Annotated in this window: 22 protein-coding genes and 2 tRNA genes; 14 read left to right on the top strand and 10 right to left on the bottom strand. The window is 40.0% G+C overall.

What is annotated here, in order from left to right:
• Nucleotides 1-141: 141 nt before the first annotated feature.
• On the bottom strand, nucleotides 142-1,059 hold the full coding sequence (gene hemF / locus ACTH6U_RS10620) for an oxygen-dependent coproporphyrinogen oxidase (protein WP_294110637.1): 918 nt from the start codon (nucleotides 1,057-1,059) through the stop codon (nucleotides 142-144).
• Between the two features lie 136 nt (nucleotides 1,060-1,195).
• Here hemF and ACTH6U_RS10615 point away from each other — a divergent pair, with 136 nt between their 5' ends.
• The 8 genes from ACTH6U_RS10615 (at nucleotide 1,196) to cysM (ending at nucleotide 8,906) form a co-directional block, all read left to right on the top strand.
• Nucleotides 1,196-1,627, top strand: a complete 432-nt coding sequence (locus ACTH6U_RS10615) for a GNAT family acetyltransferase (RefSeq protein WP_294110639.1) — start codon at nucleotides 1,196-1,198, stop codon at nucleotides 1,625-1,627.
• A 91-nt stretch (nucleotides 1,628-1,718) separates the two neighbouring features.
• Complete coding sequence (locus ACTH6U_RS10610; RefSeq protein ID WP_441832163.1) at nucleotides 1,719-2,357, top strand: RpoE-regulated lipoprotein; 639 nt, start codon at nucleotides 1,719-1,721, stop codon at nucleotides 2,355-2,357.
• A 215-nt stretch (nucleotides 2,358-2,572) separates the two neighbouring features.
• Complete coding sequence (locus ACTH6U_RS10605) at nucleotides 2,573-3,469, top strand: Dyp-type peroxidase (RefSeq protein ID WP_294110642.1); 897 nt, start codon at nucleotides 2,573-2,575, stop codon at nucleotides 3,467-3,469.
• 358 nt (nucleotides 3,470-3,827) lie between these two features.
• Nucleotides 3,828-4,850 (top strand): sulfate ABC transporter substrate-binding protein, encoded by a 1,023-nt coding sequence (locus tag ACTH6U_RS10600; protein WP_441832162.1) that lies wholly within the window; start codon nucleotides 3,828-3,830, stop codon nucleotides 4,848-4,850.
• Nucleotides 4,850-5,680, top strand: coding sequence for a sulfate/thiosulfate ABC transporter permease CysT (cysT, locus tag ACTH6U_RS10595; RefSeq protein WP_294110646.1), 831 nt, complete (start codon nucleotides 4,850-4,852; stop codon nucleotides 5,678-5,680). The genes ACTH6U_RS10600 and cysT overlap by 1 nt, the downstream gene beginning before the upstream one ends.
• Nucleotides 5,680-6,540: a sulfate/thiosulfate ABC transporter permease CysW gene (gene cysW, locus ACTH6U_RS10590; protein ID WP_441829939.1), complete on the top strand. Its 861-nt coding sequence runs from the start codon at nucleotides 5,680-5,682 to the stop codon at nucleotides 6,538-6,540. The genes cysT and cysW overlap by 1 nt, the downstream gene beginning before the upstream one ends.
• Before the next feature lie 2 nt (nucleotides 6,541-6,542).
• Complete coding sequence (cysA, locus tag ACTH6U_RS10585) at nucleotides 6,543-7,631, top strand: sulfate/thiosulfate ABC transporter ATP-binding protein CysA (RefSeq protein ID WP_441832161.1); 1,089 nt, start codon at nucleotides 6,543-6,545, stop codon at nucleotides 7,629-7,631.
• Nucleotides 7,632-8,021: 390 nt separating this feature from the next.
• Nucleotides 8,022-8,906, top strand: a complete 885-nt coding sequence (cysM, locus tag ACTH6U_RS10580; RefSeq protein WP_434719242.1) for a cysteine synthase CysM — start codon at nucleotides 8,022-8,024, stop codon at nucleotides 8,904-8,906.
• A gap of 146 nt (nucleotides 8,907-9,052) precedes the next feature.
• Here cysM and crr read toward each other — a convergent pair whose 3' ends face one another.
• The 5 genes from crr to cysZ form a co-directional block, all read right to left on the bottom strand.
• Nucleotides 9,053-9,562 carry a PTS glucose transporter subunit IIA gene (crr, locus tag ACTH6U_RS10575; RefSeq protein WP_294110655.1) on the bottom strand — a complete coding sequence of 170 codons (510 nt, stop codon included), beginning with the start codon at nucleotides 9,560-9,562 and terminating at the stop codon, nucleotides 9,053-9,055.
• Nucleotides 9,563-9,864: 302 nt separating this feature from the next.
• Nucleotides 9,865-11,592, bottom strand: coding sequence for a phosphoenolpyruvate-protein phosphotransferase PtsI (ptsI, locus tag ACTH6U_RS10570; RefSeq protein WP_294110657.1), 1,728 nt, complete (start codon nucleotides 11,590-11,592; stop codon nucleotides 9,865-9,867).
• A gap of 137 nt (nucleotides 11,593-11,729) precedes the next feature.
• A complete protein-coding gene (gene ptsH / locus ACTH6U_RS10565) occupies nucleotides 11,730-11,987 on the bottom strand; it encodes a phosphocarrier protein Hpr (RefSeq protein WP_294110660.1) in 258 nt (85 codons plus the stop codon).
• Between the two features lie 356 nt (nucleotides 11,988-12,343).
• On the bottom strand, nucleotides 12,344-13,297 hold the full coding sequence (cysK, locus tag ACTH6U_RS10560) for a cysteine synthase A (RefSeq protein WP_294110663.1): 954 nt from the start codon (nucleotides 13,295-13,297) through the stop codon (nucleotides 12,344-12,346).
• A gap of 431 nt (nucleotides 13,298-13,728) precedes the next feature.
• Nucleotides 13,729-14,493: a sulfate transporter CysZ gene (cysZ, locus tag ACTH6U_RS10555; protein WP_294110665.1), complete on the bottom strand. Its 765-nt coding sequence runs from the start codon at nucleotides 14,491-14,493 to the stop codon at nucleotides 13,729-13,731.
• A 218-nt stretch (nucleotides 14,494-14,711) separates the two neighbouring features.
• On the opposite strand from cysZ, the gene zipA reads away from it, so the two are divergent.
• From zipA to ACTH6U_RS10535, 4 genes are all read left to right on the top strand, one after another.
• Complete coding sequence (gene zipA, locus ACTH6U_RS10550) at nucleotides 14,712-15,752, top strand: cell division protein ZipA (RefSeq protein ID WP_294110667.1); 1,041 nt, start codon at nucleotides 14,712-14,714, stop codon at nucleotides 15,750-15,752.
• A 57-nt stretch (nucleotides 15,753-15,809) separates the two neighbouring features.
• Entirely contained in the window at nucleotides 15,810-17,846 is a 2,037-nt protein-coding gene (gene ligA / locus ACTH6U_RS10545; protein WP_441832160.1) for an NAD-dependent DNA ligase LigA, read from the top strand.
• 225 nt (nucleotides 17,847-18,071) lie between these two features.
• Entirely contained in the window at nucleotides 18,072-19,256 is a 1,185-nt protein-coding gene (locus ACTH6U_RS10540) for a NupC/NupG family nucleoside CNT transporter (RefSeq protein WP_294110670.1), read from the top strand.
• Between the two features lie 69 nt (nucleotides 19,257-19,325).
• A complete protein-coding gene (locus ACTH6U_RS10535; RefSeq protein ID WP_294110672.1) occupies nucleotides 19,326-19,541 on the top strand; it encodes a DUF3820 family protein in 216 nt (71 codons plus the stop codon).
• An 11-nt stretch (nucleotides 19,542-19,552) separates the two neighbouring features.
• Here ACTH6U_RS10535 and ACTH6U_RS10530 read toward each other — a convergent pair whose 3' ends face one another.
• Nucleotides 19,553-19,969 carry a MarR family winged helix-turn-helix transcriptional regulator gene (locus ACTH6U_RS10530; RefSeq protein WP_294110674.1) on the bottom strand — a complete coding sequence of 139 codons (417 nt, stop codon included), beginning with the start codon at nucleotides 19,967-19,969 and terminating at the stop codon, nucleotides 19,553-19,555.
• Between the two features lie 134 nt (nucleotides 19,970-20,103).
• Here ACTH6U_RS10530 and ACTH6U_RS10525 point away from each other — a divergent pair, with 134 nt between their 5' ends.
• Nucleotides 20,104-20,856, top strand: coding sequence for an SDR family NAD(P)-dependent oxidoreductase (locus ACTH6U_RS10525; protein ID WP_441832159.1), 753 nt, complete (start codon nucleotides 20,104-20,106; stop codon nucleotides 20,854-20,856).
• Between the two features lie 80 nt (nucleotides 20,857-20,936).
• Here ACTH6U_RS10525 and ACTH6U_RS10520 read toward each other — a convergent pair.
• The 3 genes from ACTH6U_RS10520 to gltX all read right to left on the bottom strand — a co-directional run bounded on the left by ACTH6U_RS10520 (nucleotide 20,937) and on the right by gltX (nucleotide 22,767).
• Nucleotides 20,937-21,012, bottom strand: a tRNA-Ala gene (locus ACTH6U_RS10520).
• Between the two features lie 65 nt (nucleotides 21,013-21,077).
• Nucleotides 21,078-21,153, bottom strand: a tRNA-Ala gene (locus tag ACTH6U_RS10515).
• Between the two features lie 192 nt (nucleotides 21,154-21,345).
• Nucleotides 21,346-22,767, bottom strand: coding sequence for a glutamate--tRNA ligase (gene gltX, locus ACTH6U_RS10510; protein WP_294350066.1), 1,422 nt, complete (start codon nucleotides 22,765-22,767; stop codon nucleotides 21,346-21,348).
• An 84-nt stretch (nucleotides 22,768-22,851) separates the two neighbouring features.
• Between gltX and ACTH6U_RS10505 the strand changes: the two genes are divergently transcribed.
• Complete coding sequence (locus tag ACTH6U_RS10505; RefSeq protein WP_441829673.1) at nucleotides 22,852-23,046, top strand: hypothetical protein; 195 nt, start codon at nucleotides 22,852-22,854, stop codon at nucleotides 23,044-23,046.
• Nucleotides 23,047-23,278 lie beyond the last annotated feature (232 nt).

Genomic DNA, 23,278 nt, shown 5'->3' with positions numbered 1-23,278 from the left:
TGGGTGAAATGGAATCATAAACTGCTAATGAGATAAATGTAACTGGTTGATAATTAAGGTTTTTAAGTAATTACTGCTAATTTATATTAGAGTTATAATCTCGACTCGTTACTGTTTTATTACATAAACTTGTGCCATTAGTTATTTGTCTAGCCACTCTTTTCCCAAAACTAAAAAGTCTGTATACAACTTGGCTTCTGGGCTGTCGGCTTCAGGATGATAATCATATTCCCAGCGGACTAATGGTGGCATGGACATCAAAATAGATTCAGTACGGCCTCCACTTTGTAAACCAAATAAAGTTCCTCTATCCCACACTAAGTTAAATTCTACGTAGCGGCCACGGCGATATAATTGAAATTGCCGTTCTCTATCACCCCATGAATGGGTTCGACGTTTTTCAACAATAGGTGCGTAGGCTTGTAAAAAACCATTTCCAACATCACGGGTGAAATTGAAACAAGTCTCAAAGTCATCCTGATTTAAGTCGTCAAAGAATAGGCCGCCAACACCGCGTGGCTCATTACGATGTTTTAGATAAAAATACTCGTCGCACCATTTTTTATATTTAGAATAAATATCAGCGCCATAGGGTGTACAGAGGTCTCTGGCAACGGTATGCCAATGAATGACATCTTCGTTGAAACCATAATAAGGCGTTAAATCAAATCCCCCACCAAACCACCATACAGGCTCACAACCTTCTTTTTCGGCAATAAAAAAACGCACATTGGCGTGAGTGGTTGGAATATAAGGATTTAGGGGGTGAATGACTAAAGAAACGCCCATTGCTTGATAACTACGACCTGCAAGTTCAGGGCGATGAGCGGAAGCGGAGGCGGGGAGTTTTTCACCTTTGATATGCGAAAAATTTACACCGGCTTGCTCAAAAATTGCACCATTCGTCAAGACACGGCTACGTCCACCACCACCTTCAGAGCGTTCCCATGTTTGTTCTAGAAAAGTTTCTTTACCATCGAGTTCAGTGAGTTTTTGGCAAATCGTCTCTTGCAAGCTTTGCAAAAAGGATTTTACACGAGCAATATCAGGGTAATTCATTGTTTTTTAATAGAACCATCAGCAAAAAATAATGGGTAAAGTATACCCTTTTGAACTAAAAAAGGCATATTGAATATTGATTGTGTTTAAAAAGCAGTGATAATGACAGAAAGCTCAGTTTAATTGGATAATTATTATGGAAATACGTATTTTCCGCCAAAGTGATTATGAAGAAGTCATTACGTTGTGGGAACGCTGTGATTTGAATGAATCTACAGGGGATCCTGAACTTGATATTGAGCGTAAATTACAATGTGGCGCAGATCTTTTTTTGGTTGCTGAAGTGACAGGTGAAGTGGTTGGTACCATTATGGGAGGCTATGATGGCATTCGCGGAACGGCTGTTTATTTAGCGGTTCATCCCGAGTACCGTGGTCGTGGGATCGCAAACGCGTTGGTAAGCCGTCTCGAAAAAAAATTAATCGCACGAGGCTGTGCAAAAATTGAATTATTGCTGAATGAAGAATTTGATGAGGCAACCTGTATGTTTGAAAAAATGTTGTATGAAGAAGAGCAGCCTGTGCGTCTGATTTATTCTAAAAAGTTATCTCATGACACCGATTTTTAAGTGTATTGACCTTATATAGAGATATTTTCTTGAATGTTTCTTTAAATAGGTTGTCACAGTATGGATTACACAACCGATTTAAGAGGATGCTATGTCTCAAAGTACAATGTCCCAAAATACAATGGAAAATGTCAGTATTATGGCAAAAATGTTAAAGGTAACCCTACTCGTGGGCACTGTATTATTGTCAGGTTGTGCAGGTACAAGTGCTTTTTCGCCATCGACTTGGTTTACGTCACCATTGACTTGGTTTAGTAGTCCATTGGTCGTGTCAGATTCAGGTGTCGGTCAAGTGACGAGTATGACGCCAATGAAAATGGATATTGTTAAAGAGCAACTTGATGACCGCTATACAATGAGAAGTGGGATGCAAATGGAAAATGGCGATGTGGTGACTATTTTCCAAGGTATTGATGATGAAAAAATTAAAATTGAAGTCATCGGGCCAGAGAATGGGTATGTTTCACGCATTATCATTAGCGACCCTGATGTAGTGACTGAATGGGATACTAAAGTGGGTACTTCATTTAGCGATATTTATGATAAAGCTTTTGGAGTTTGCGTACTTGGCGCCAGAATGAATGATATACCTACGGTTGAATGTACCGCAAAGCAAAGCAAAAAAGTGGTTTATCGATTTAGTGGTAAGTGGCATGGACCTGAAAATTTAATGCCTTCAGATAGTGACCTTAAAGACTGGCAAGTTTCACAAATTATTTGGACCAAGTAATTATCTTCTTTTGCAAAATGCCGTAAGCGAATCAAACGTTTACGGTATTATCTTTTTAATATTCCTCATCATTTTCCCTTCCTCAATATTCAGCCTTATAATAGAGGTTAAATTTCTATCAAGTCTTGCGCTAAAACAAGGTGAAAATAGCAATTAATAGGATAATATAGGTTATATAGCGTTAGATAACATATTCATTTTACGAGGTTTATAGCATGTCGCATTCCCAAAGTGGTATTTTGAAAGAACATAGTCGTTTCGGTATATTTATTGAAGCAATGGTTGAAGGCTCTCTGGACGATGTGAAATTAGCCTGTAAGCATTTCGTTGATGAACTGACGAAGTTACAATCAAAGTACCCAGATGACCGCCTTGGTGCCGTCATTGCGTTTGGCTCAGAAGTTTGGAAGCAACTTGGGCAGGCACAAAGTGCCCCTGAATTAAAACCATTTAGAGCGCTAGGCAAAGGGTTAGCACCAGCAACCCAAAGAGATTTATTTATCCATATTCAGTCATTACGCCATGATATTAATTTTTCATTGGCCCAAGCCGCATTAAAAGCATTCGGAAAATCAATTCAAGTTGTGGAAGAAATTCATGGTTTCCGTTGGGTGGATGACCGCGACTTAAGTGGCTTTATTGATGGCACTGAAAATCCGCAAGGAGAAGAAATTGCTGAAGTGACATTAATTGATAACGGCAATGATAAAGGCGGAAGCTATGTATTAGTGCAACGCTATGAACATGACTTGAAGAAATGGGATCGTTTTTCAGAGCACGAACAAGAAAAAATGATTGGTCGTACAAAACATGATAGCGTCGAGTTAGATGAAGACGTGCGTAATGTGACTTCTCACGTTTCTCGTGTGGTGATTGAAGAAGACGGTGAAGAGTTGTCAATTATGCGCCACAGCCTGCCATACGGTACTGCAAGTGGTAAGCATGGACTCTTTTTTATTGCCTATTGTGCAACGCTACATAATATTGAAAAACAATTACTCAGTATGTTTGGGGAACAAGACGGCAAATACGATGATCTGTTAAGAATGACGAAAGCTGTATCCGGTAGCTATTATTATGCGCCGTCGATAGAGGCGCTGACCTCCCTCTAAACTCGTTATATTTCAAATTGTAGCTTTTATTCATCCAAGTCGCATATTTGAGCATGCTTCTTGGGTGAATTTATTGTTACTTCGTTACAGCTCAAATTATTTGAAGTAATTTCTTAAACATATTTTCGATAAAAATAGAAAGCTAAATGAAAGGATCTTATTTATAACTCATTCAAATGAGCAGTATTCATATTGCTAACCTATTAAACTAAAAAGAGATGTTACTGCTTATTTCAATAATTTCTTTGATATTCTAATTTGATATATTAAATGGTGATTGATAACTACACAGTTATAACTAAAGCATATACAGTATTCTTCATCCTGTAGTTTTGGTTTAGTCACGAGTAGGTATCTAATGAAAAAAATGATTATCAAGAAAACAGCCTTAGCGAGCTTGGCGACATTTGCGCTCTTTGGTAGCTCACAACTTATTGCAGCCGAATTGCTGAACAGCTCTTATGATATTTCTCGTGAATTATTTGTCGCGCTAAATCCTGATTTCGAAAAACAATGGAATGAAGCGCATCCCAATGACAAGCTGACTATTAAACAATCTCATGCGGGCTCATCAAAGCAAGCTTTAGCTATTTTACAAGGCTTGAAAGCTGATGTGGTGACTTACAATCAAGTGACTGATGTCCAAATATTGCATGATAAAGGAAATTTGATCTCGGCAGATTGGCAGGCTCGTTTACCGAATAATAGCTCACCATACTATTCCACAATGGCTTTTTTAGTACGTAAAGGAAACCCAAAAGGGATTAAAACTTGGGATGATCTTGCGCGCGAAGATGTCAAACTTATCTTCCCTAATCCAAAAACATCCGGTAATGGGCGTTATACCTATTTAGCTGCATGGGGAGCATTTAACCAAGAGAATGCAGGTGACGTCAAAAAAACACGCGAACAAGTTAAACAATTTTTGAAAAACGTTGAAGTCTTTGATACTGGCGGTCGTGGTGCAACTACCTCCTTTATTGAACGAGGACTTGGGGATGTATTGATTAGTTTCGAATCAGAAGTGAATAATATTCGAACTCAGTACGGTGAGTCTGATTATGAGGTGATTGTTCCACCTGTCGATATTTTGGCTGAATTCCCGGTTGCTTGGGTCGATAAAAATGTGCAAAAAAATGGCTCGGAAGACGCCGCTAAAGCTTATCTGAATTATCTTTATAGCCCACAAGCACAACAAACAATTACTCGTTTTAATTATCGAGTTAACGATAAAACGGTAATGGCTGCGAATAAAGCTAAATTTCCTGAAACTAAGTTATTTACGGTCGAGTCGCAATTTGGAAGTTGGCCAAAAGTAATGGACGTACATTTTTCAACGGGCGGGGAGTTCGATGAACTAATGGCTCAAGGACGGCGTTAATGAGTAAGTCAGGAAAGCGTTTTCTGCCTGGATTTGGCTTAACACTTGGTAGCAGTTTACTTTATACCTGTTTGATTTTACTACTGCCACTGAGTGCATTGGTTATTCAGCTATCAGAAATGACATGGCAACAATATTGGGCGGTGATTAGTTATCCGCAAGTTGTCGCGGCCTATAAAGTTACTTTGCTGGCGGCACTGGTTGCAAGTCTATTTAATGCTGTTTTTGGCATGTTGCTGGCGTGGATACTAACGCGTTATCGCTTTCCTGGTCGATTATTTCTTGATGGTTTGGTCGATTTGCCTTTTGCTTTGCCTACCGCAGTTGCAGGGCTGACTTTGGCAACATTATTTGCAACGTCAGGTTGGTATGGTCAATACCTTCATCAGTTTGATATTAAAGTGGTGAATACTTGGTTAGGTATTGCTGTCGCGATGGCATTTACCAGTATCCCTTTCGTTGTTCGGACAGTGCAGCCTGTATTAGAAGAACTTGGGCCTGAATATGAAGAAGCCGCACAGACGTTGGGCGCTAGTCGTTGGCAGACTTTTCGGCGTGTTGTGCTACCCGAAGTTTCTCCTGCGTTACTGGCTGGAACGGTACTCTCATTTACCCGAAGTCTTGGCGAGTTTGGTGCAATTATCTTTATTGCGGGCAATATTGCATGGCAAACCGAAGTGGTTTCGCTCATGATTTTTAGTCAATTACAGCAATTTGATTACCCCGCAGCTAGTGCTGTTGCATCAGTGATTTTAGCGGTTTCATTACTCCTTCTATTTAGTGTCAATATGGTACAAAGTCGCTTTGGTAAAAGGTTAGGGGGTAAATAATGGCTCAAATCACACCGATATCGACAGCCGATAAATTACCTATTAATTGGGGTAAATGGAGTTTAATTGCGATAGGCATCTTTTTTTCTATTTTACTGTTAGTGATCCCTATTGTTTGGATTTTTATTACTGCATTTCAAAAAGGTTTAGATGCGGTTTTAATGAATTTAGGTAATGCGGATATGCTACATGCTATCGGCTTAACCGTGCTCATTGCATTAATCACAGTGCCCGTAAATTTGATTTTCGGTACTATGATGGCTTGGTTAGTGACGCGCTTTCATTTCCCAGGTAGGCAATTATTACTGACCTTAGTCGATATTCCTTTTGCAGTATCACCGGTTGTCGCTGGGCTCTTATATTTGTTGTTTTATGGCTCTAACAGTTGGTTTGGCAGCTGGTTAGAAGGATTCGATATTCAATTGATGTTCTCTTGGCCGGGTATGGCATTAGTAACAATTTTTGTGACTTGTCCATTTGTAGTTAGAGAGTTGGTTCCTTTAATGTTGAGCCAAGGAAGCCAAGAAGATGAAGCCGCAGTTTTGCTTGGTGCATCGGGTTGGAAAATGTTTTGGCGCGTGACATTACCTAACATTCGTTGGGCATTGCTATATGGCGTGGTGCTCACTAACGCAAGAGCCATCGGTGAGTTTGGTGCAGTTTCAGTAGTTTCAGGTTCTATTCGAGGTGAAACTTATACTCTGCCGTTACAAGTTGAATTATTGCATCAAGATTATAATACTGTTGGTGCCTTCACCGCGGCAGCAATCTTGGCATTGATGGCAATGCTTACCTTGATAGTCAAAAGCGCATTGCAATGGCATCTGAGCCGACAGCAATCCGAGTCAGGAGTCCATTAATTATGAGTATTGAAATTGAAAAAATTGGCAAATTCTTTGCTAAAACCGAAGTTTTAAATAATATTTCTTTGGATATTGCATCGGGTGAAATGGTGGCATTGTTAGGTCCATCAGGTTCAGGGAAAACAACTCTACTGAGGATTATTGCGGGATTAGAGCAACAAAGCCAAGGTACTTTACGTTTTCATGGGCATGATGTAAGCCGTATTCATGCCAAAGATCGCCGTGTTGGTTTTGTTTTTCAACATTACGCTCTTTTTCGTCATATGACCGTATTTGATAATGTCGCTTTTGGTTTAACCGTACTGCCAAGAAAAGAGCGCCCATCTGCACAAGCAATTAAACAAAAGGTGATGCAGCTACTAGATATGGTGCAATTGGCACATTTAGCATCACGCTATCCAGCACAGCTTTCCGGTGGTCAAAAACAGCGTGTTGCACTGGCGAGAGCCCTTGCAGTCGAGCCGCAAATTCTATTATTAGATGAACCTTTTGGCGCTTTAGATGCACAGGTTAGAGTTGAGTTGCGTCGATGGTTAAGACAATTACATGAAGAACTTAAATTTACCAGTGTCTTTGTTACTCATGACCAAGAAGAAGCCATGGAAGTGGCAGATAGAATTGTGGTGATGAGTCAAGGTGCGATTGAACAAGTCGGCACTCCAAATGATATTTGGCAGCACCCTGAAACGCGTTTTGTACTAGAGTTTATGGGGGAAGTGAATCAGTTGCATGGTCGTATTATTGGGTCGCAATTGCATATTGATAGTTATGAATTCCCACTAAACCATACCAGTGCGCATCAAGGTGATGTAGATGTCTTTTTAAGGCCTTGGGATATTTCATTGAAAACTGAAGTTGATGAACAGCATCGTTTACCGGTAAGAGTGACAGAATCTGGCCCAAGAGGGCACTTTTGGCAATTGACGGTCCAGCCGCTAGGTTGGAGTAAAGATCCTATTTCAGTTATTTGGCAAAACTCAAATACTATTCCACTTAGAGGGGAGCAGTATTTCCTCGGTAGCCAGCAAGCAAAAATCTACCAAGGTAAAACAGAATTATTATTTCCCCAATTAGCTCAAAGCGCATGAATATAAACTATTATTATCTATAGTTTCAATATATATAACACCAATAAATTGAACATTATTGGTGTTATATTCCTGAGTACCTTCCTGATTATATCCCTATCATTTACCCGTATATAAACCAATGAATTTTTATAAAGTCATTATGGTTGACGGTTCATTTAATTAATTGATATTCATTGATTTATTGGTTTTATTCCGCAAAAGAATAAGATTGGTAATATGATATTATTATTGTAATATATTATATCAATTCGCTATATCAACAATAGTAATAACAATAATCAACTCTATTTGTTAAATAATAAAAATGAATTTATTTCAGGTGTTCTGTTATTGATGTTGGGGTAGTATTTGTTATTAATTATAATAAATTAGTATAAGGAAAATGAAGTGTCAACTCTGGAACAGTTTATTGGCAATACACCATTAGTGAAACTTCAGCGTTTGACGCAAGGAATTGATGCTGAAATCTGGGTGAAATTAGAAGGGAATAACCCTGCTGGCTCAGTGAAGGATAGAGCTGCATTTTCAATGATCAATGAAGCAGAAAAACGTGGTGAAATTAAACCAGGTGATACATTGATTGAAGCGACAAGCGGTAATACGGGTATTGCATTGGCAATGATAGCCGCAGTCAAAGGGTACAAGTTAAAGTTGTTGATGCCTGAGAACATGAGTAAAGAGCGCCAAGCATCGATGAAAGCATATGGTGCAGAGCTATTGTTAGTAAATACGACGGTGGGGATGGAAGGGGCACGTGATTTGGCGAAAGAAATGGAGCAAAGGGGAGAGGGGAAAGTATTAGATCAATTTAATAACCCTGATAATCCATTAGCGCATTTTAACACCACAGGACCTGAAATCTGGCAGCAAACAAAAGGTCGTCTTACTCATTTTGTTTCAAGTATGGGAACAACGGGCACTATTACGGGTGTTAGCCGCTATTTAAAATCTCAATCTGAGCATGTGCATATTGTTGGGTTACAGCCAGCAGAAAAAAGTCAAATTCCGGGAATTCGACGTTGGTCACCGGGGTATCTACCGGGTATTTTTGACAGTGAACTGGTCGATAGCGTATTGGATATTAATCAGCAAGATGCTGAGGACACGATGAGAGCGCTAGCAAGGCTAGAGGGTATTTTCTGTGGCGTTAGCTCAGGTGGTGCAGTTGCAGGGGCTCTACGAGTCGCTAAGGCGAATCCTGGTGCAATTATTGTTGCTATCATTTGTGATAGAGGCGATCGTTATTTATCAACAGGCGTTTTTGATAGCTAATTAATCATGCGCGGCGGGCTTAAAGATAAGTGCGTAGAAGATATAATGATGATTTAAAAACGAATAAATCTAAACCATCAGATGTAATATTTTGCATCTGATGGTTTTTTAACACCGGAATCAAAAAAAACGTGAATGATAATTCACTATTTTTTAATGCGCATGATAACGGTTTCACCTACGGTTACTGAACCGCTAAGTTTAGTCAATTCTTTGATTTCATCCATGTTAGAAATCACAACTGGTGTAAGAACTGATTTGGCTTTTTCTTCTAACAGCGCTAAATCAAACTCGATTACCAAATCGCCTTTCTTCACTGTTTGTCCTTCTTCAGCGATACGCTTAAAGCCTTCGCCTTTGAGTTCAACGGTATCAATACCGAAGTGAACAAAGAGTTCTATGCCATCATCCGATTCAATGGAAAATGCATGGTTGGTTTCAAAAATTTTACCGATGGTACCATCAACAGGTGCAACAATTTTATTGCCAGCAGGTTTAATAGCAATACCATCACCGACGATTTTTTCTGCGAACACAACGTCTGGAACATCTTCAATATTGACGATTTCACCTGAAATAGGTGCAACAATCTCAATACTGCCACTGCTACTTTTGTCTTCCGAAACTAGTGATTTCAGTTTGTCAAACAGACCCATGGACCTTCTCCTAATCGTTTATATGGGACCGAACTAATGCGCTGTTCCTCGGGGCTGTTGAACTATGATGCTTATTTTTTGTTGTCGGTTATCAGGTATAGCGCTTGATTAATCAGCGAAGATGAAAATTGGCTGCAATTTACGCAATAGCTAATACAAGATGACTAACAAAAATTGCCCTTCGGGTTCGATTAAAAAGCGTTTTGCATAAATTGAGTTGTAATCGCCTAAGTAGCCCACTTCTCATCTTAATTAAAACGCCTTTACACCGAACAAAATTAACTTTTAAAAGTTAACAGCTCCTAGCATAACGTTTTTTCTTGGATAAAGGTATCAACAAGTTTCATCAATTCATCTGCCGTTGGCTGAGCAAGGGCTTGTTCAGCTAATGCTTTAGTATCAGAGAAATTTGCATTACGAATTAATTTCTTGATACGCGGAATTGAAATTGCACTCATACTAAACTCATCAAGTCCCATGCCAAGTAGCAGCAAGGTTGCACGTTCGTCACCGGCTAATTCACCGCACATACCCGTCCATTTGCCTTCAGCGTGAGAAGCGTCGATAACTTGTTTAATCAAGTTGAGGACGGCTGGAGACATTGGGTTGTACAGATGAGAAATTAACTCATTACCACGGTCAACTGCCAAGGTATATTGAGTCAGATCGTTTGTTCCAATACTAAAGAAATCAACTTCTTTTGCCAAGTGATGGGCAATAACGGCAGCAGCTGGCGTTTCGACCATCACACCAACCTCGATTGATTCATCAAATGCTTTATTTTCTTCACGTAGCTGAGTTTTAAGTAACTCAAGCTCTGCTTTTAGTTCACGGACTTCTTCAACAGAAATGACCATTGGGAACATGATACGCAGTTTACCAAATTTAGATGCTCTTAAAATAGCACGTAATTGGGCGTGTAGAATTTCTTTGCGATCAAGACAAATACGAATTGCACGCCAGCCGAGAAATGGGTTCTCTTCTTTTGGTAAATTCATATAAGGTAGATCTTTGTCGCCACCAATGTCCATGGTACGAACAATAACTGCTTGGCTACCCATCCCTTCAGCGACGGCTTTGTAGGCTTGGAATTGTTCTTCTTCTGTTGGTAGAGAGTCTCTATCCATAAATAAAAATTCGGTGCGATATAGACCAACACCTTCTGCACCATTACGTTCAGCACCTGCGATATCACGGACAGTACCGATATTGGCGCAAACTTCAACTTGGTGACCATCAAGCGTAATTGCCGGCAAGTCTTTTAATTTAACTAACTCTTCTTTTTCTTGCAGGTATTCTTCTTTGAAAGCTTTAAGTTTGTCGATATCGGCTTCAGATGGATTAAGGTAAATTTCATTATTTACACCATCTAAAATGACGTAATCGCCATTCTTGATTTTACTTGTGGCATCAGAAGTACCCACAATTGCAGGGAGCTCAAGTGAGCGAGCCATGATAGAGGTATGTGATGTACGACCACCTAAATCAGTGATAAAGCCTAATACTTTATCTAAATTTAGTTGAGCTGTTTCAGAAGGGGTTAAATCCGCTGCGACTAAAATAACTTCTTTGTCGATTGCACTTAAATCAACAATAGGCATATTTAAAATATTTTTTAGCAGACGCTTACCAATGTCACGCACGTCAGCTGCGCGTTCTTTAAGATATTCATCTTCAAGAGCTTCGAGCGCTTGGGCTTGATCTTCTATTACTGAGTATGCAGCAGCATCAGCTGTTTTTTTGTCGCCTTTGATGAGAGTCACAATTTCTTGCTCAAGCTCTTCATCTTCTAACAACATAATATGACCTTCAAAAATCTCAGCTTTTTCCGCACCAAGATTTTTTTCGGCTTTCTCTTTAATGAGGCTGAGTTGTTCGGCTGATTTGTTTCTTCCTTCAATAAAGCGTTGAATTTCTTTTTCTATCTGATCATCAGCAATTTTTTTTGTGCTAACAAGAATAGGATCTTCTTTGAGGATCAAAGCCTGACCAAAAGCAAAACCTGGGGATACTAAAATTCCTGAAATCATAATATTACCTTACTACTGGTAGAAGTTCTGATGTTGCAGAGACAACAGTAATGATAAGTGATTAAACAGATATCCCCGAATGATTACATTCAGGGAAGAGATTTAAATCTGTAAAACTGACGCTCTTGCGTGCAAGATTATTCCAATTCACCCATCAGTTTAACTAAGAATTCTACTGCTTCTTTTTCATCTTCGCCTTCGGCTGAAATCGTCACAACAGTGCCTTGAGTCAAACCTAGAGTTTGTAATTTAAACAAACTTTTCGCGCTAGCTGATTTGCCATTAGAAATCAAAGAAATATCAGAAGTGAATGCTTTGGCTTCTTTCACAAATTGCGCTGCTGGACGGGTATGTAGACCATTTGGTGCTGTAATAGTGACTTCTTGCTGGAACATATTATTTCCTCAATAGCTTTAGTTTTTTATAATTACCCAGCTATTGTAGATGAAATATGCTGGGTTTGCGTATAAGTTAGATTATTAACTCGCAAAAAGGTTTCCTATTTTATTCGATATTGACCTTTTTTCTATCTTTTACCGGAAAATCAATTGGTAACGGCTAACAAAATATCTGTCTTAAACCTGATATACAATAGCTTAAAAATTGATTAATTTCGCGGTGCAAAATAATTGGTATATGTAATACTAAACCCAGAATTATAAATCATCTCAATCCGTGCTAAACTTTGATCTCTGCCACAAAAAAAGCACCAATTAGGTGCTTTTTTAACGAATAATTAACGAATTCAATACTATTCTGCTGAAATATCTGCGAACAAGACAGTTGATAAATAACGCTCACCTGATGAAGGCAAAATAACGACAATGTTTTTGTCTTTGAACTCGGGCTCTGCGGAAAGTTTAACGGCAGCGGCAACCGCAGCACCCGAAGAGATCCCCGCTAAAATACCTTCTTTTTTCATTAATTCACGCGCGGTTTCTATTGCTTCGTCATCTGTAATCTTAAAGACCTTATCAAGTAGTGTCAGGTCTAAGTTGCCAGGAATAAAGCCCGCTCCAATTCCTTGAATCTTATGTGGGCCGGGTTTAATTTCTTCTCCAGCAAGCGCTTGGCTTATGACTGGTGAGGTCTCAGGTTCAACAGCAACGATAGTGACATTCTTACCTTTAGTTTTTTTCAGATATCGAGCAATACCCGTGACTGTACCACCAGTACCTACGCCCGCTATCACCACATCCACATTGCCGTCTGTATCTTCCCAAATTTCTGGGCCCGTTGTTTTTTCGTGGATTTCAGGGTTTGCAGGGTTATTAAATTGCTGTAATAACAGATATTTTTTAGGGTTGCTATTAACTATTTCTTCAGCTTTGGCAATCGCCCCTTTCATGCCTTTTGCTCCCTCGGTTAATATTAAATTAGCCCCGAGTGCCTTTAGTAATTTACGACGTTCAATACTCATGGTTTCAGGCATAGTGAGGGTTAATTTATAGCCCCTTGCAGCCGCGACATAAGCGAGCGCAATACCGGTATTACCACTGGTTGGTTCAACTAATTCTTTATCTTTGGTGAGAAGTCCTTTTTTCTCTGCATCCCAAATCATGTTTGCCCCAATACGGCATTTCACACTAAAACTTGGATTACGAGATTCCACTTTTGCCAAAATCTTACCATTACCAAAATGCTTTAGGCGTACTAATGGTGTGTGACCAATGGTTAACGAATTATCTTCATAAATTTTGCTCATGGGATATCCTTAAAATAAAGCGGTTAGCCTGAATATTTTTAACGTCCAAATTCAATATACCCTAAATAATTCAAATTACTGGTGAGTTACGTATGAAAATTATCCTAATTCAGCGTATCGAAGTATGCGATTTTGGTGAAAAAGTGAAAATAACACCACGGTAATTTGAAGTATAACGAGTATGATTCAACATACGTGAAGAATGGGTTAATGCAAATATGATTTGAATATAAGCTTATAACGATTCGCTATTTTATATTCAATAGTTCTATGCACATAAGCATTTGTATTGAAGTTAATGATTAATACTTGAACTATTTAGATGGCTATTTATTGATATTATTAAAGAATGATTGCTTTGAGAGCACATGTGCAGGTCATCCTACACATGTGCTAAGAAATGACTATATCGAAACTACTGTACTTAGAAACTAATAGCGTGAATAGCGCTCGCGATAGCGATCAACCCACATGAGGGTCGCACCACAAACCGCCACTGGCATGATGACTAAGTTAACAAAAGGCACCATCATGAGAAGGCTAATGACACCACCAAATTGAATGTTTTTCATGCGATCTTTGGCGAGTGCTTGTTTCATTTCACTGAAACCAACCCGATGATTATCAAAAGGATAATCACAATATTGAACAGACATCATCCAAGCTCCGAATAAAAACCACAACACCGGAGCGACAGTCTGACCGATACCTGGGATCATAAATAAAATTAGCAGGCCAATAGCACGGGGTAAATAATAACCTATACGGACTAATTCTCGCTTCATCATGCGAGGGACATCTTTTAATAGTTCCGCGACGCCAGCATCAGGTGCCGGAATACCGGTTAGCTCAGCTTCAAGCTTTTCGGATAACCAGCCATTAAATGGCGCGGCAATAATATTTGCCACGGTCGTAAAAAAATAACTGAAGACTAGTAAAATAGAGATGACAGCGACAGGCCAAATAAGATAATTAAGCCATTGCAACCAGTCAGGAATATAACTCATGACTTGTTCTATCCAGCCACCTAGTTTACTGTACAACCACCAAAAAGCGCCCCCTAAAAAAACAATATTGGCGATTAGAGGCAAAATAACAAAACGCTTAATACCGGGACGAGTGACGAGTCGCCATCCTTGAGCGAAATAATAAAAGCCAGAATGTGCTTTTTGTGGCGAAAATGTCGATTGGGTCATACTTCTTGTTCTCTCCTTTTCAGTTGACCCTGTATCATATAGATATGATTTTGTGCTGACTAGCCATTATTTGCTTAAAAAAGCAGCAAACGAAAGCAGAATATTCTCTTTATTGTAAGAAAATCGTTCTGAGGGTTGCACTTAGAGCGATTGACAAATAATCTTAAGGTAGTTTCCGCCGTAAAGGCATAATTATTCATCAACTAGAGATAGCAGCGATGCAGGATTTGCGTCTGATATTAGTGGTCGTAGGTGCGATAGCCATAGTCGCTTTATTACTGCATGGTTTATGGACCAGCCGTAAAGAGCGCTCTAAGTTATTTCGCGATAAACCCGCAAAACGTAGGAAAAGTGACGTTCAAGAGAATTCGTCAGATTATGATGATTCTGCGTTATTTACCGAAAAACAGTCAACATCAGGGGCTTCTGCCCAACCTGTTGCGTCTGAACCTGTACATCAGGTAAAAGAAGCGACTCGTGTTGAACCCAATATACAGTCACCATCAACAATTGAACGTGAAGTTGAACCTGAGCTAAAAGTTAGGCCAGAAAGCACGGTTCAATTAGCCAATCAAGCTCATGTAGAAAATAATGTGCGTGCTGAGCCTGTTGCTTCTCATGAAAATAGTAGACCTGAGCAACTGACGATTAATATGGCTGAAGAAAGGGCTGAACTTCCTGAAGTGAATATTCGTCCAGTCAATGGTGAACCGACGGAACCTTATTTTGATACGAACTTATCTCATAAGGAACCTCAGCCAGTACATCATGAACAAAATGCAGTGCATGTTGAGGCGAAAACTGAATCACAGGCAGCACCTTCAACAGCCGCATCTACAGCAAGTAGTAAGGAAACTGTTCTAGTCCTTCATGTTGCAGCGCATCAGGGACAAGAGTTACAAGGTGATGCTTTATTGCAAAGTATTTTGCAGGCAGGTTTCCAGTTTGGCGAAATGCAAATTTTCCATCGCCATGTTAGTCCGTCGGGTACCGGGCCTGTTTTGTTTAGTTTAGCTAACATGGTTAAACCGGGCTCATTTGATCCTGAAACGATGACTGACTTTACTACCCCTGGTGTTTCCATGTTTATGATGGTGCCATCTTATGGTGAAGCCGCGCAAAACTTCAAGTTAATGCTACAAGCTGCGCAGCGTATTGCTTCTGATGCAGGTGGTGTTGTGCTTGATGATGAACGAAAATTACTGACACCTCAAAAAATTGAGGTGTATCATGGTAGAATTAGAAACACGCTAAGTTAATTATACGTTTTTCAGAGACCCCCTTTTTAGGGGGTTTTTTATCGTTATTGGTGAGACATGACTACGAAACATTCTATTGAAGCTGTACAGCAATCTATCGAAGCGCTAAAACAACAATTACGCTATCACGAATATCAGTATCACGTATTGGATGCCCCAGAGATACCCGATGCGCAATACGATAAGCTGATGCAAGAACTTAAAGCACTTGAAGCTCAGCATCCTGAATTAATCACCAATGATTCACCAACTCAACGTGTCGGTGCGGCACCCTTAGCGGCCTTTGATACTGTTCGTCATGAAGTCCCAATGTTGTCATTAGATAACGTTTTTGATGAAGAAAGTTATTTATCATTTGATAAACGCATCAGAGACCGATTAAAAAATCACGATGAATTAACCTTTTGCTGTGAACTTAAATTAGATGGTCTTGCTGTAAGTTTACTCTATGAAAATGGTGAATTGGTACAAGCGGCGACTCGAGGTGATGGCAGTGTTGGCGAGAATATTACCGTTAACGTGAGAACCATTCGCGCTATTCCATTGCGTTTAACGGGGGATAATATTCCGGCTCGCGTTGAAATTCGTGGTGAAGTTTTTATGCCACAAAAAGGATTTGAAGCCTTAAATGAACTCGCACGTAAAACCGATGGGAAAGTCTTTGCTAATCCACGAAATGCAGCCGCAGGTTCATTGCGTCAGCTTGATCCTCGCATCACAGCTAAAAGGCCACTGACTTTTTATTGTTATGGTGTTGGGTTGGTGGAAGGAAATACCTTACCAGACACTCATTATGAGCGTTTAATGCAGTTCAAGGCATGGGGTTTGCCGGTGAGTGACTATGTGCAGTTGCGTGTAGGGCATCAGGCCGTATTAGATTTTTATCATGAAATTGAGCAAGTTCGCCCTCAGTTAGGTTTTGATATCGATGGCGTAGTGATTAAAGTTAATTCAATCGCGCTGCAAGAAGAGCTCGGTTTCGTATCGCGAGCACCTCGTTGGGCTACAGCATTTAAGTTTCCTGCTCAAGAGCAGATGACTTTACTTAAAGATGTTGAGTTCCAAGTTGGTCGAACAGGTGCAATAACACCCGTTGCGCGTCTTGAACCTGTGCAAGTGGCGGGGGTCATGGTCAGCAATGCAACCTTACACAATGCAGATGAAATTGAGCGCTTAGGTGTTCATATTGGTGATACTGTTGTGATCCGCCGGGCAGGGGATGTTATTCCACAGATTGTTAGTGTGGTGATGAGTGAACGCCCAGCCGATAGCCGCGCAATTGTATTTCCAACCCATTGCCCTGTTTGTGGTTCTGATGTGGAACGAGTTGAAGGCGAGGCGGTTGCACGCTGTACAGCAGGCCTTGTGTGTGGCGCGCAGCGTAAAGAAGCACTAAAACATTTTGTTTCTAGACGTGCTATGGATGTTGATGGCATGGGTGACAAAATCATTGATCAACTGGTTGAGAAAGAATACGTCAAAACACCGGCCGATCTATATCAGCTTAGCGCCGGTAAATTGACAGGTCTTGATAGAATGGGGCCAAAATCAGCTCAAAAACTTATTGATGCGCTTGAAAAATCGAAACAAACTACATTAGCGCGTTTTATTTATGCGCTCGGTATTCGGGAAGTCGGGGAAGCCACAGCAGCAAATCTTGCAGCTCATTATCATACTCTCGATGCGCTGATCGCTGCCGATGAAGATTCGTTAAAAACGGTACAAGATGTTGGCCATGTAGTGGCTAAGCATGTGGTGAATTTTTTCCGTGAAGAGCACAATCAGGCGGTGATTGCTGATTTAGTCGCTAAAGCTAATATTCAATGGCCAGAAGTTAAAGTGGTTAATAGTGAAGAAATTGATAGCCCGTTTGCCGGAAAAACGGTGGTATTGACTGGTTCAATGAATATTTTAACCCGTGATGAAGCAAAAGATAAATTGATAGCTTTAGGGGCAAAAGTTGCCGGTAGTGTATCCAAGAAAACAGATATGGTGATCGCAGGTGAAGCCGCCGGTTCTAAATTGGCGAAAGCGATTGAGCTTGGTATTAAAGTTATTGATGAAGAAGAATTGATTAATTTGCTCAATCTCTAGTTGTGAACTATATTTCTACACGGTGGCTATTGCCTTTATTTGGGTAATGGCTCACTGAGTTAATCTGATAAATCTTAATTCCGTTCTTGAAATGTGATCTGCCCCTTCTTTTTACAAAATACTCCTTCTTGGTTTTCATTTAAATGTGACATTCATCGCATTTAAATGTTACTTATTACATAGAATACGCACATAGACTGAATCTTAAATTTGTTGGAGTGGTAAATGACCTCGATCCTGCATTTCGTTTTATCCTTAGTAGTAATAGCCGCCCTTGCTATTTTAGCAAGTAGTAACCGTAAAGGGATCCGTCCTCGCTATGTGGTTCAACTACTTGTCATTCAAATTGCATTGGCATATTTGTTCCTTAAGTCGAATATTGGTGAATCCTTTGTTCTTGGTGTAGCGGGGGTATTTACCCATCTACTCGGATATGCGGCCGAAGGGACTAAATTTATTTTTGGTGGAATGATTGAAGGCAACTTAGCATTCTTCTTCTTACAAGTACTGTGCCCAATCATCTTCATTTCGGCATTGATCGGTATTTTACAACACATCAAAATCTTACCTATTATTATTCGCTTTATTGGTACCGTTTTATCAAAAGTGAATGGCATGGGTAAACTTGAGTCATTTAATGCTGTGAGCTCATTATTACTTGGCCAATCTGAAAACTTTATTGCTTATAAAGATCAGCTAAGCAGAATGTCAGAACGCAGAATGTACACCATGGCAGCAACTGCAATGTCAACGGTATCAATGTCTATCGTTGGTGCTTATATGACTATGCTAGAGCCTCGTTTCGTTGTTGCAGCATTGGTGCTTAACATGTTCGGTACCTTCGTTGTTCTATCATTAATCAATCCGTACTCACCTGAAGGTGAAGAAGATATTCAAATGATCAACTTACATGAAGGTCAAACCTTCTTTGAAATGTTGGGTGAATATATTCTTGCAGGCTTCAAAGTTGCGATGATAGTTTCTGCAATGTTGATTGGTTTCATTGCATTGATTGCAATGATTAATGGTATTTTCTCTGCTATTTTTGGTATCGATTTCCAAACTATGTTGGGTTATGTTTTCTATCCATTCGCATGGATATTAGGTATTCCAGCAGATGAGGCCCTGCAAGTAGGCGGCATCATGGCAGTTAAGATGGTAACAAATGAATTCGTGGCAATGGATGGCTTACAAGCAATCGCAGCGGGTCTATCTGAACGTTCTGTCGGTATATTGTCTGTATTCTTAGTCTCTTTTGCTAACTTCTCCTCTATCGGTATTATCGCTGGTGCAATTAAAGGTTTGGACGAAAAACAAGGTAATACAGTGGCACGTTTTGGACTGAAATTACTGTACGGTTCAACTTTAGTCAGCTTCTTGTCAGCCGCGGTAGTTGGATTGATTTTGTAAAACACAAATAAGTGTTAAAGTAAAAAACGGCGTTCATCTGAATGCCGTTTTTTTATTGTGGGAGACAAAATGGAAAAGCAAGATCTGATAGATATGGCAAATACCTATATGCCTTTTGGCAAATATAAAGGATGCATATTGATTGATTTGCCAGAGGAATATCTATTATGGTTTTATAAAAAAGGTGAATTTCCAGCTGGGCGTTTAGGACAACTGATGGAGATGGCGTTAGGATTAAAAATAGAAGGGCTAGATGGCCTTGTAAAGCCACTTAAGCGCAAGTAAGCAGTTACTGCTTACTTATGACCTAATGCGCTTGTAACCTTATTAGCGAGGGAAATAAAGAGCACTTGTTCTTCTTCGGTGAGAGCCTGTTGTATTTTCATCGCATTCTCTGTACGCCCTGTTGCTGCTCGTTGTAAAAAATCCTGTCCTGCATCTGTAAGGTGAGTGATAAATTCTCGTTTATCTTGTTTTGATTGGTATTGACTCACAAAATCATATGACTTCAAAACACGTAAAAATTTAGATAAATTTTGTCGTGAGATACCAAGTAGTTGACTTAATTGCCCCGGTGTCAAATCGCCTTTCAGACGTAATATCTCAAGTACATCATACTGACCCCAAGTGACTTGCTCCGGTGTAAAACTTATTCGGCGTGCGACAAGGGTACATTGTAGCAATGACAATGCATCTTCAAGCTTATTAGACATAATTGCCTCTCTATTATTCTTTATTTAAGTATAACGACATTGTAAACATAAAACGAGTGATTGATTAACTTTAGTTAATCAAATATAGTCAATGAAATATAATTAACTAAAGTTAATCATGTGGGGGTTAAGAAATGCAAGATTTTACGAATAAGATAGCGATGGTAACGGGAGCGTCAACAGGGGTAGGGGAAGGAATCGCACAATATTTATATCTATGCGGCGCAACAGTGATCATCACAGGACGTCACAAAGGGTCATTGATTGAAGCGGCTAAGAGAATCGATGAAAAACAACAAAAAGTTATTCCAATGGTCATGGATGTGACCGATGCTGAAGCCTTTAAGGCGACAATAAACGCCATTGAGAAGCAACTCGGTGGATTGCATTACTTGGTGAATAATGCAGGGGTTACCGGCCCTCATGGCGTATCTGTGGAAGACTACCCATTAGAAGCTTGGCATGAAGTGATTAATACCGATATTAACGGTACATTTTACGGCTTGAAATACGGTATTCCGGCTATCATACGCAGTGGTGGTGGCGCAGTTGTTAATTTATCAGCCTGTAATGGTGTCGTCGGGATAGCGGGCATTGCACCTTATACTGCGGCGAAACATGCGGTAGTAGGTTTAACGCGCTCAACGGCGCTAGAGTATGCTAAAAAAGGAGTTAGAGTTAATGCTATTGGTCCCGGTTATGTGGAGACGCCAAATATTGCTGCATTACCACAAGCCACACAGGCGTGGATGGCATCAACCCATCCGATGGGCCGTATGGCACAGCGAGACGAAATAGCTAAGACGGTTGGATTTTTATTATCCGAAGACAGTAGCTTTATTACTGGCGCATTTATTCCTATTGATGGTGGTTATACTGCACAGTGATACACATAGGATTAAATATAGAACGCAGTATTGCATCGTTAATTTTAGGGAATTTTAAATCAGGAAGGCTTATAAAATAGTGGTGGAGCTAAGCGGGATCGAACCGCTGACCTCTTGCATGCCATGCAAGCGCTCTCCCAGCTGAGCTATAGCCCCAATTTGTTGATTTTTGCTGTATTTAAATTCAGGTTTAAATACGAGCCATCTAATAGGGAATTAGATGGTGGAGCTAAGCGGGATCGAACCGCTGACCTCTTGCATGCCATGCAAGCGCTCTCCCAGCTGAGCTATAGCCCCAAACAAAATCTTTTGGACGGGAGGCATCATATTCAAGCTAGGTTGGGGTGTCAATAAAATAATGTGGTTTTTAAGTTTAATTGCTGAAATATAGAACATTTTGCAATCAAATAGAAATTAGCACTTGAAAGAATAGCAAGGAATTACCCTCTCAGTAAATGAGAGGGTAATTTGAACAATTATTGAGTAGAATTATTGTGCAGAGGCTTCGCGCTGCGCAATAAAATCTAATGCTTTATCGATACGAGCAATTGAGCGAGATTGGCCAATCGCATGTACAGTCACATCGAGTCCTGGAGATTGGCCAGCACCTGTCACCGCGACGCGCAATGGCATACCAACTTTACCCATTCCCACGTCTAATTCAGCTGCTGTTGCTTCAATGGCTTGGTGAACATTTTCAGCTGTCCAATCCGTGATCGTGGCGAGTTTTGCTTTAACAACCTCTAAAGGTTGACGAGCTACAGGGCGTAAATGTTTTTTCGCTGCGTCAGCATCAAACTCATCAAAATCTTGATAGAAATAGTGGCAAGACTCAGCCATTTCTTTCAATGTTTTGCAACGCTCACCAAGTAATTTAATTAATTCAACGAGCTGAGGACCTGTGCTGGTATCAATGTTTTGTTGCTCAATATGCCATGCAAGGTGTACGGCAACTTCTTCAGCAGGCAAGTTATTGATGTAATGGTGATTTAGCCACAATAATTTATCAGTATTAAATGCACTCGCAGATTTGCTAATGGCATCTAAGCTGAAGTATTGAGTCATTTCCTCAATAGTAAAGATCTCTTGGTCGCCATGTGACCAACCGAGTCTGACTAAGTAATTCAGTAACGCTTGTGGTAGATAACCATCATCGCGGTATTGCATCACACTCACAGCACCATGGCGTTTAGATAGTTTTTTACCGTCATCACCTAAAATCATTGAGACATGAGCATACTCAGGTACAGGAGCCCCTAAGGCTTTTAAGATATTAATTTGACGTGGGGTATTATTAATATGATCTTCACCACGAATAACGTGAGTGATTTCCATATCCCAGTCATCAATAACAACACAAAAGTTGTAAGTTGGAGAACCATCAGTGCGGCGAATAATTAAGTCGTCAAGTTCTTGGTTGCTAAATTCGATTGGCCCACGAATGGTGTCATTGAAAATAACAGAACCCTCTTGAGGATTACGAAAACGAACAACATGGGGTTCACTCGGTGTATGGTTATGTGCATGGTCACGACAGCAGCCGTCATAACGAGGCTTTTCGTTATCGGCCATTTGCTGTTCACGTAATGCTTCTAAACGCTCTTTAGAGCAATAGCAGTGATAAGCGGTGCCAGCTTCTAACATTTGGTCAATGACAGCGTTATAGCGGTCAAAGCGCTTAGTTTGATAATAAGGGCCTTCATCCCAATTTAAATTCAACCAGTTCATACCGTCCATAATGGCATCGATAGCTTCCTGAGTTGAACGTTCTAAGTCGGTGTCTTCAATACGCAGGACAAATTCGCCCTGATTGTGGCGACTAAATAACCAGGAGTAGAGGGCGGTACGAGCACCACCGACATGCAGGTAGCCTGTTGGACTTGGTGCAAAACGGGTTTTGATTTTACTCATCGAGATTGCCTTAATTGCGAAACGTGATTTTTTTACGCTTTTATATGTTCACCGATTTACAGAATAACTAAGATGTTCAAACGAATGATGTCTGGTATCAAAGATTACACATTACTAATAAATGATGTGAATTATTCTGTCGTGAAACTCATTAGCATTGCTAAAAATGTTTATCTATTCTATCACCCTGTAATGATTCCTCAATCAGGTTATCGCTTTACAGTGAAAGAAAACGATAAATTGAGTGAAAATATGCTCAAGAAGCGTGATAGAAAATAAAATCTGTCATTTTTACGATGATTGATGAGGATGTTATTGTAGATAATTGATTAAATAGGAAGCTTTGTTGGTGAATATTGAAACATCTTGCTTATTTTTGCAACGAACAGAAAAAATCTATTCAAAAACCGTTGACTCACAACGTAGTATCCCTATAATGCACCTCCATCGACGACAGGGCGATTAGCTCAGTTGGTAGAGCACCTCCCTTACAAGGAGGGGGTCAGTGGTT

Origin of the sequence: Providencia sp. (genome assembly GCF_052096715.1) — a bacterium.
Lineage (GTDB): Bacteria > Pseudomonadota > Gammaproteobacteria > Enterobacterales > Enterobacteriaceae > Providencia.
Note: the sequence above shows the minus strand (reverse complement) of the source record. Positions and strands in the feature narration are given on the sequence as shown.

What these genes read in the sequence shown, in the direction of transcription:
- hemF (WP_294110637.1), bottom strand. Translation starts at nt 1,059, where the DNA reads ATGAATTACCCTGATATTGCTCGTGTAAAATCCTTTTTGCAAAGCTTG.
- ACTH6U_RS10615 (WP_294110639.1), top strand. Translation starts at nt 1,196, where the DNA reads ATGGAAATACGTATTTTCCGCCAAAGTGATTATGAAGAAGTCATTACG.
- ACTH6U_RS10610 (WP_441832163.1), top strand. Translation starts at nt 1,719, where the DNA reads ATGTCTCAAAGTACAATGTCCCAAAATACAATGGAAAATGTCAGTATT.
- ACTH6U_RS10605 (WP_294110642.1), top strand. Translation starts at nt 2,573, where the DNA reads ATGTCGCATTCCCAAAGTGGTATTTTGAAAGAACATAGTCGTTTCGGT.
- ACTH6U_RS10600 (WP_441832162.1), top strand. Translation starts at nt 3,828, where the DNA reads ATGAAAAAAATGATTATCAAGAAAACAGCCTTAGCGAGCTTGGCGACA.
- cysT (WP_294110646.1), top strand. Translation starts at nt 4,850, where the DNA reads ATGAGTAAGTCAGGAAAGCGTTTTCTGCCTGGATTTGGCTTAACACTT.
- cysW (WP_441829939.1), top strand. Translation starts at nt 5,680, where the DNA reads ATGGCTCAAATCACACCGATATCGACAGCCGATAAATTACCTATTAAT.
- cysA (WP_441832161.1), top strand. Translation starts at nt 6,543, where the DNA reads ATGAGTATTGAAATTGAAAAAATTGGCAAATTCTTTGCTAAAACCGAA.
- crr (WP_294110655.1), bottom strand. Translation starts at nt 9,562, where the DNA reads ATGGGTCTGTTTGACAAACTGAAATCACTAGTTTCGGAAGACAAAAGT.
- ptsI (WP_294110657.1), bottom strand. Translation starts at nt 11,592, where the DNA reads ATGATTTCAGGAATTTTAGTATCCCCAGGTTTTGCTTTTGGTCAGGCT.
- ptsH (WP_294110660.1), bottom strand. Translation starts at nt 11,987, where the DNA reads ATGTTCCAGCAAGAAGTCACTATTACAGCACCAAATGGTCTACATACC.
- cysK (WP_294110663.1), bottom strand. Translation starts at nt 13,297, where the DNA reads ATGAGCAAAATTTATGAAGATAATTCGTTAACCATTGGTCACACACCA.
- cysZ (WP_294110665.1), bottom strand. Translation starts at nt 14,493, where the DNA reads ATGACCCAATCGACATTTTCGCCACAAAAAGCACATTCTGGCTTTTAT.
- zipA (WP_294110667.1), top strand. Translation starts at nt 14,712, where the DNA reads ATGCAGGATTTGCGTCTGATATTAGTGGTCGTAGGTGCGATAGCCATA.
- ligA (WP_441832160.1), top strand. Translation starts at nt 15,810, where the DNA reads ATGACTACGAAACATTCTATTGAAGCTGTACAGCAATCTATCGAAGCG.
- ACTH6U_RS10540 (WP_294110670.1), top strand. Translation starts at nt 18,072, where the DNA reads ATGACCTCGATCCTGCATTTCGTTTTATCCTTAGTAGTAATAGCCGCC.
- ACTH6U_RS10535 (WP_294110672.1), top strand. Translation starts at nt 19,326, where the DNA reads ATGGAAAAGCAAGATCTGATAGATATGGCAAATACCTATATGCCTTTT.
- ACTH6U_RS10530 (WP_294110674.1), bottom strand. Translation starts at nt 19,969, where the DNA reads ATGTCTAATAAGCTTGAAGATGCATTGTCATTGCTACAATGTACCCTT.
- ACTH6U_RS10525 (WP_441832159.1), top strand. Translation starts at nt 20,104, where the DNA reads ATGCAAGATTTTACGAATAAGATAGCGATGGTAACGGGAGCGTCAACA.
- gltX (WP_294350066.1), bottom strand. Translation starts at nt 22,767, where the DNA reads ATGAGTAAAATCAAAACCCGTTTTGCACCAAGTCCAACAGGCTACCTG.
- ACTH6U_RS10505 (WP_441829673.1), top strand. Translation starts at nt 22,852, where the DNA reads ATGATGTCTGGTATCAAAGATTACACATTACTAATAAATGATGTGAAT.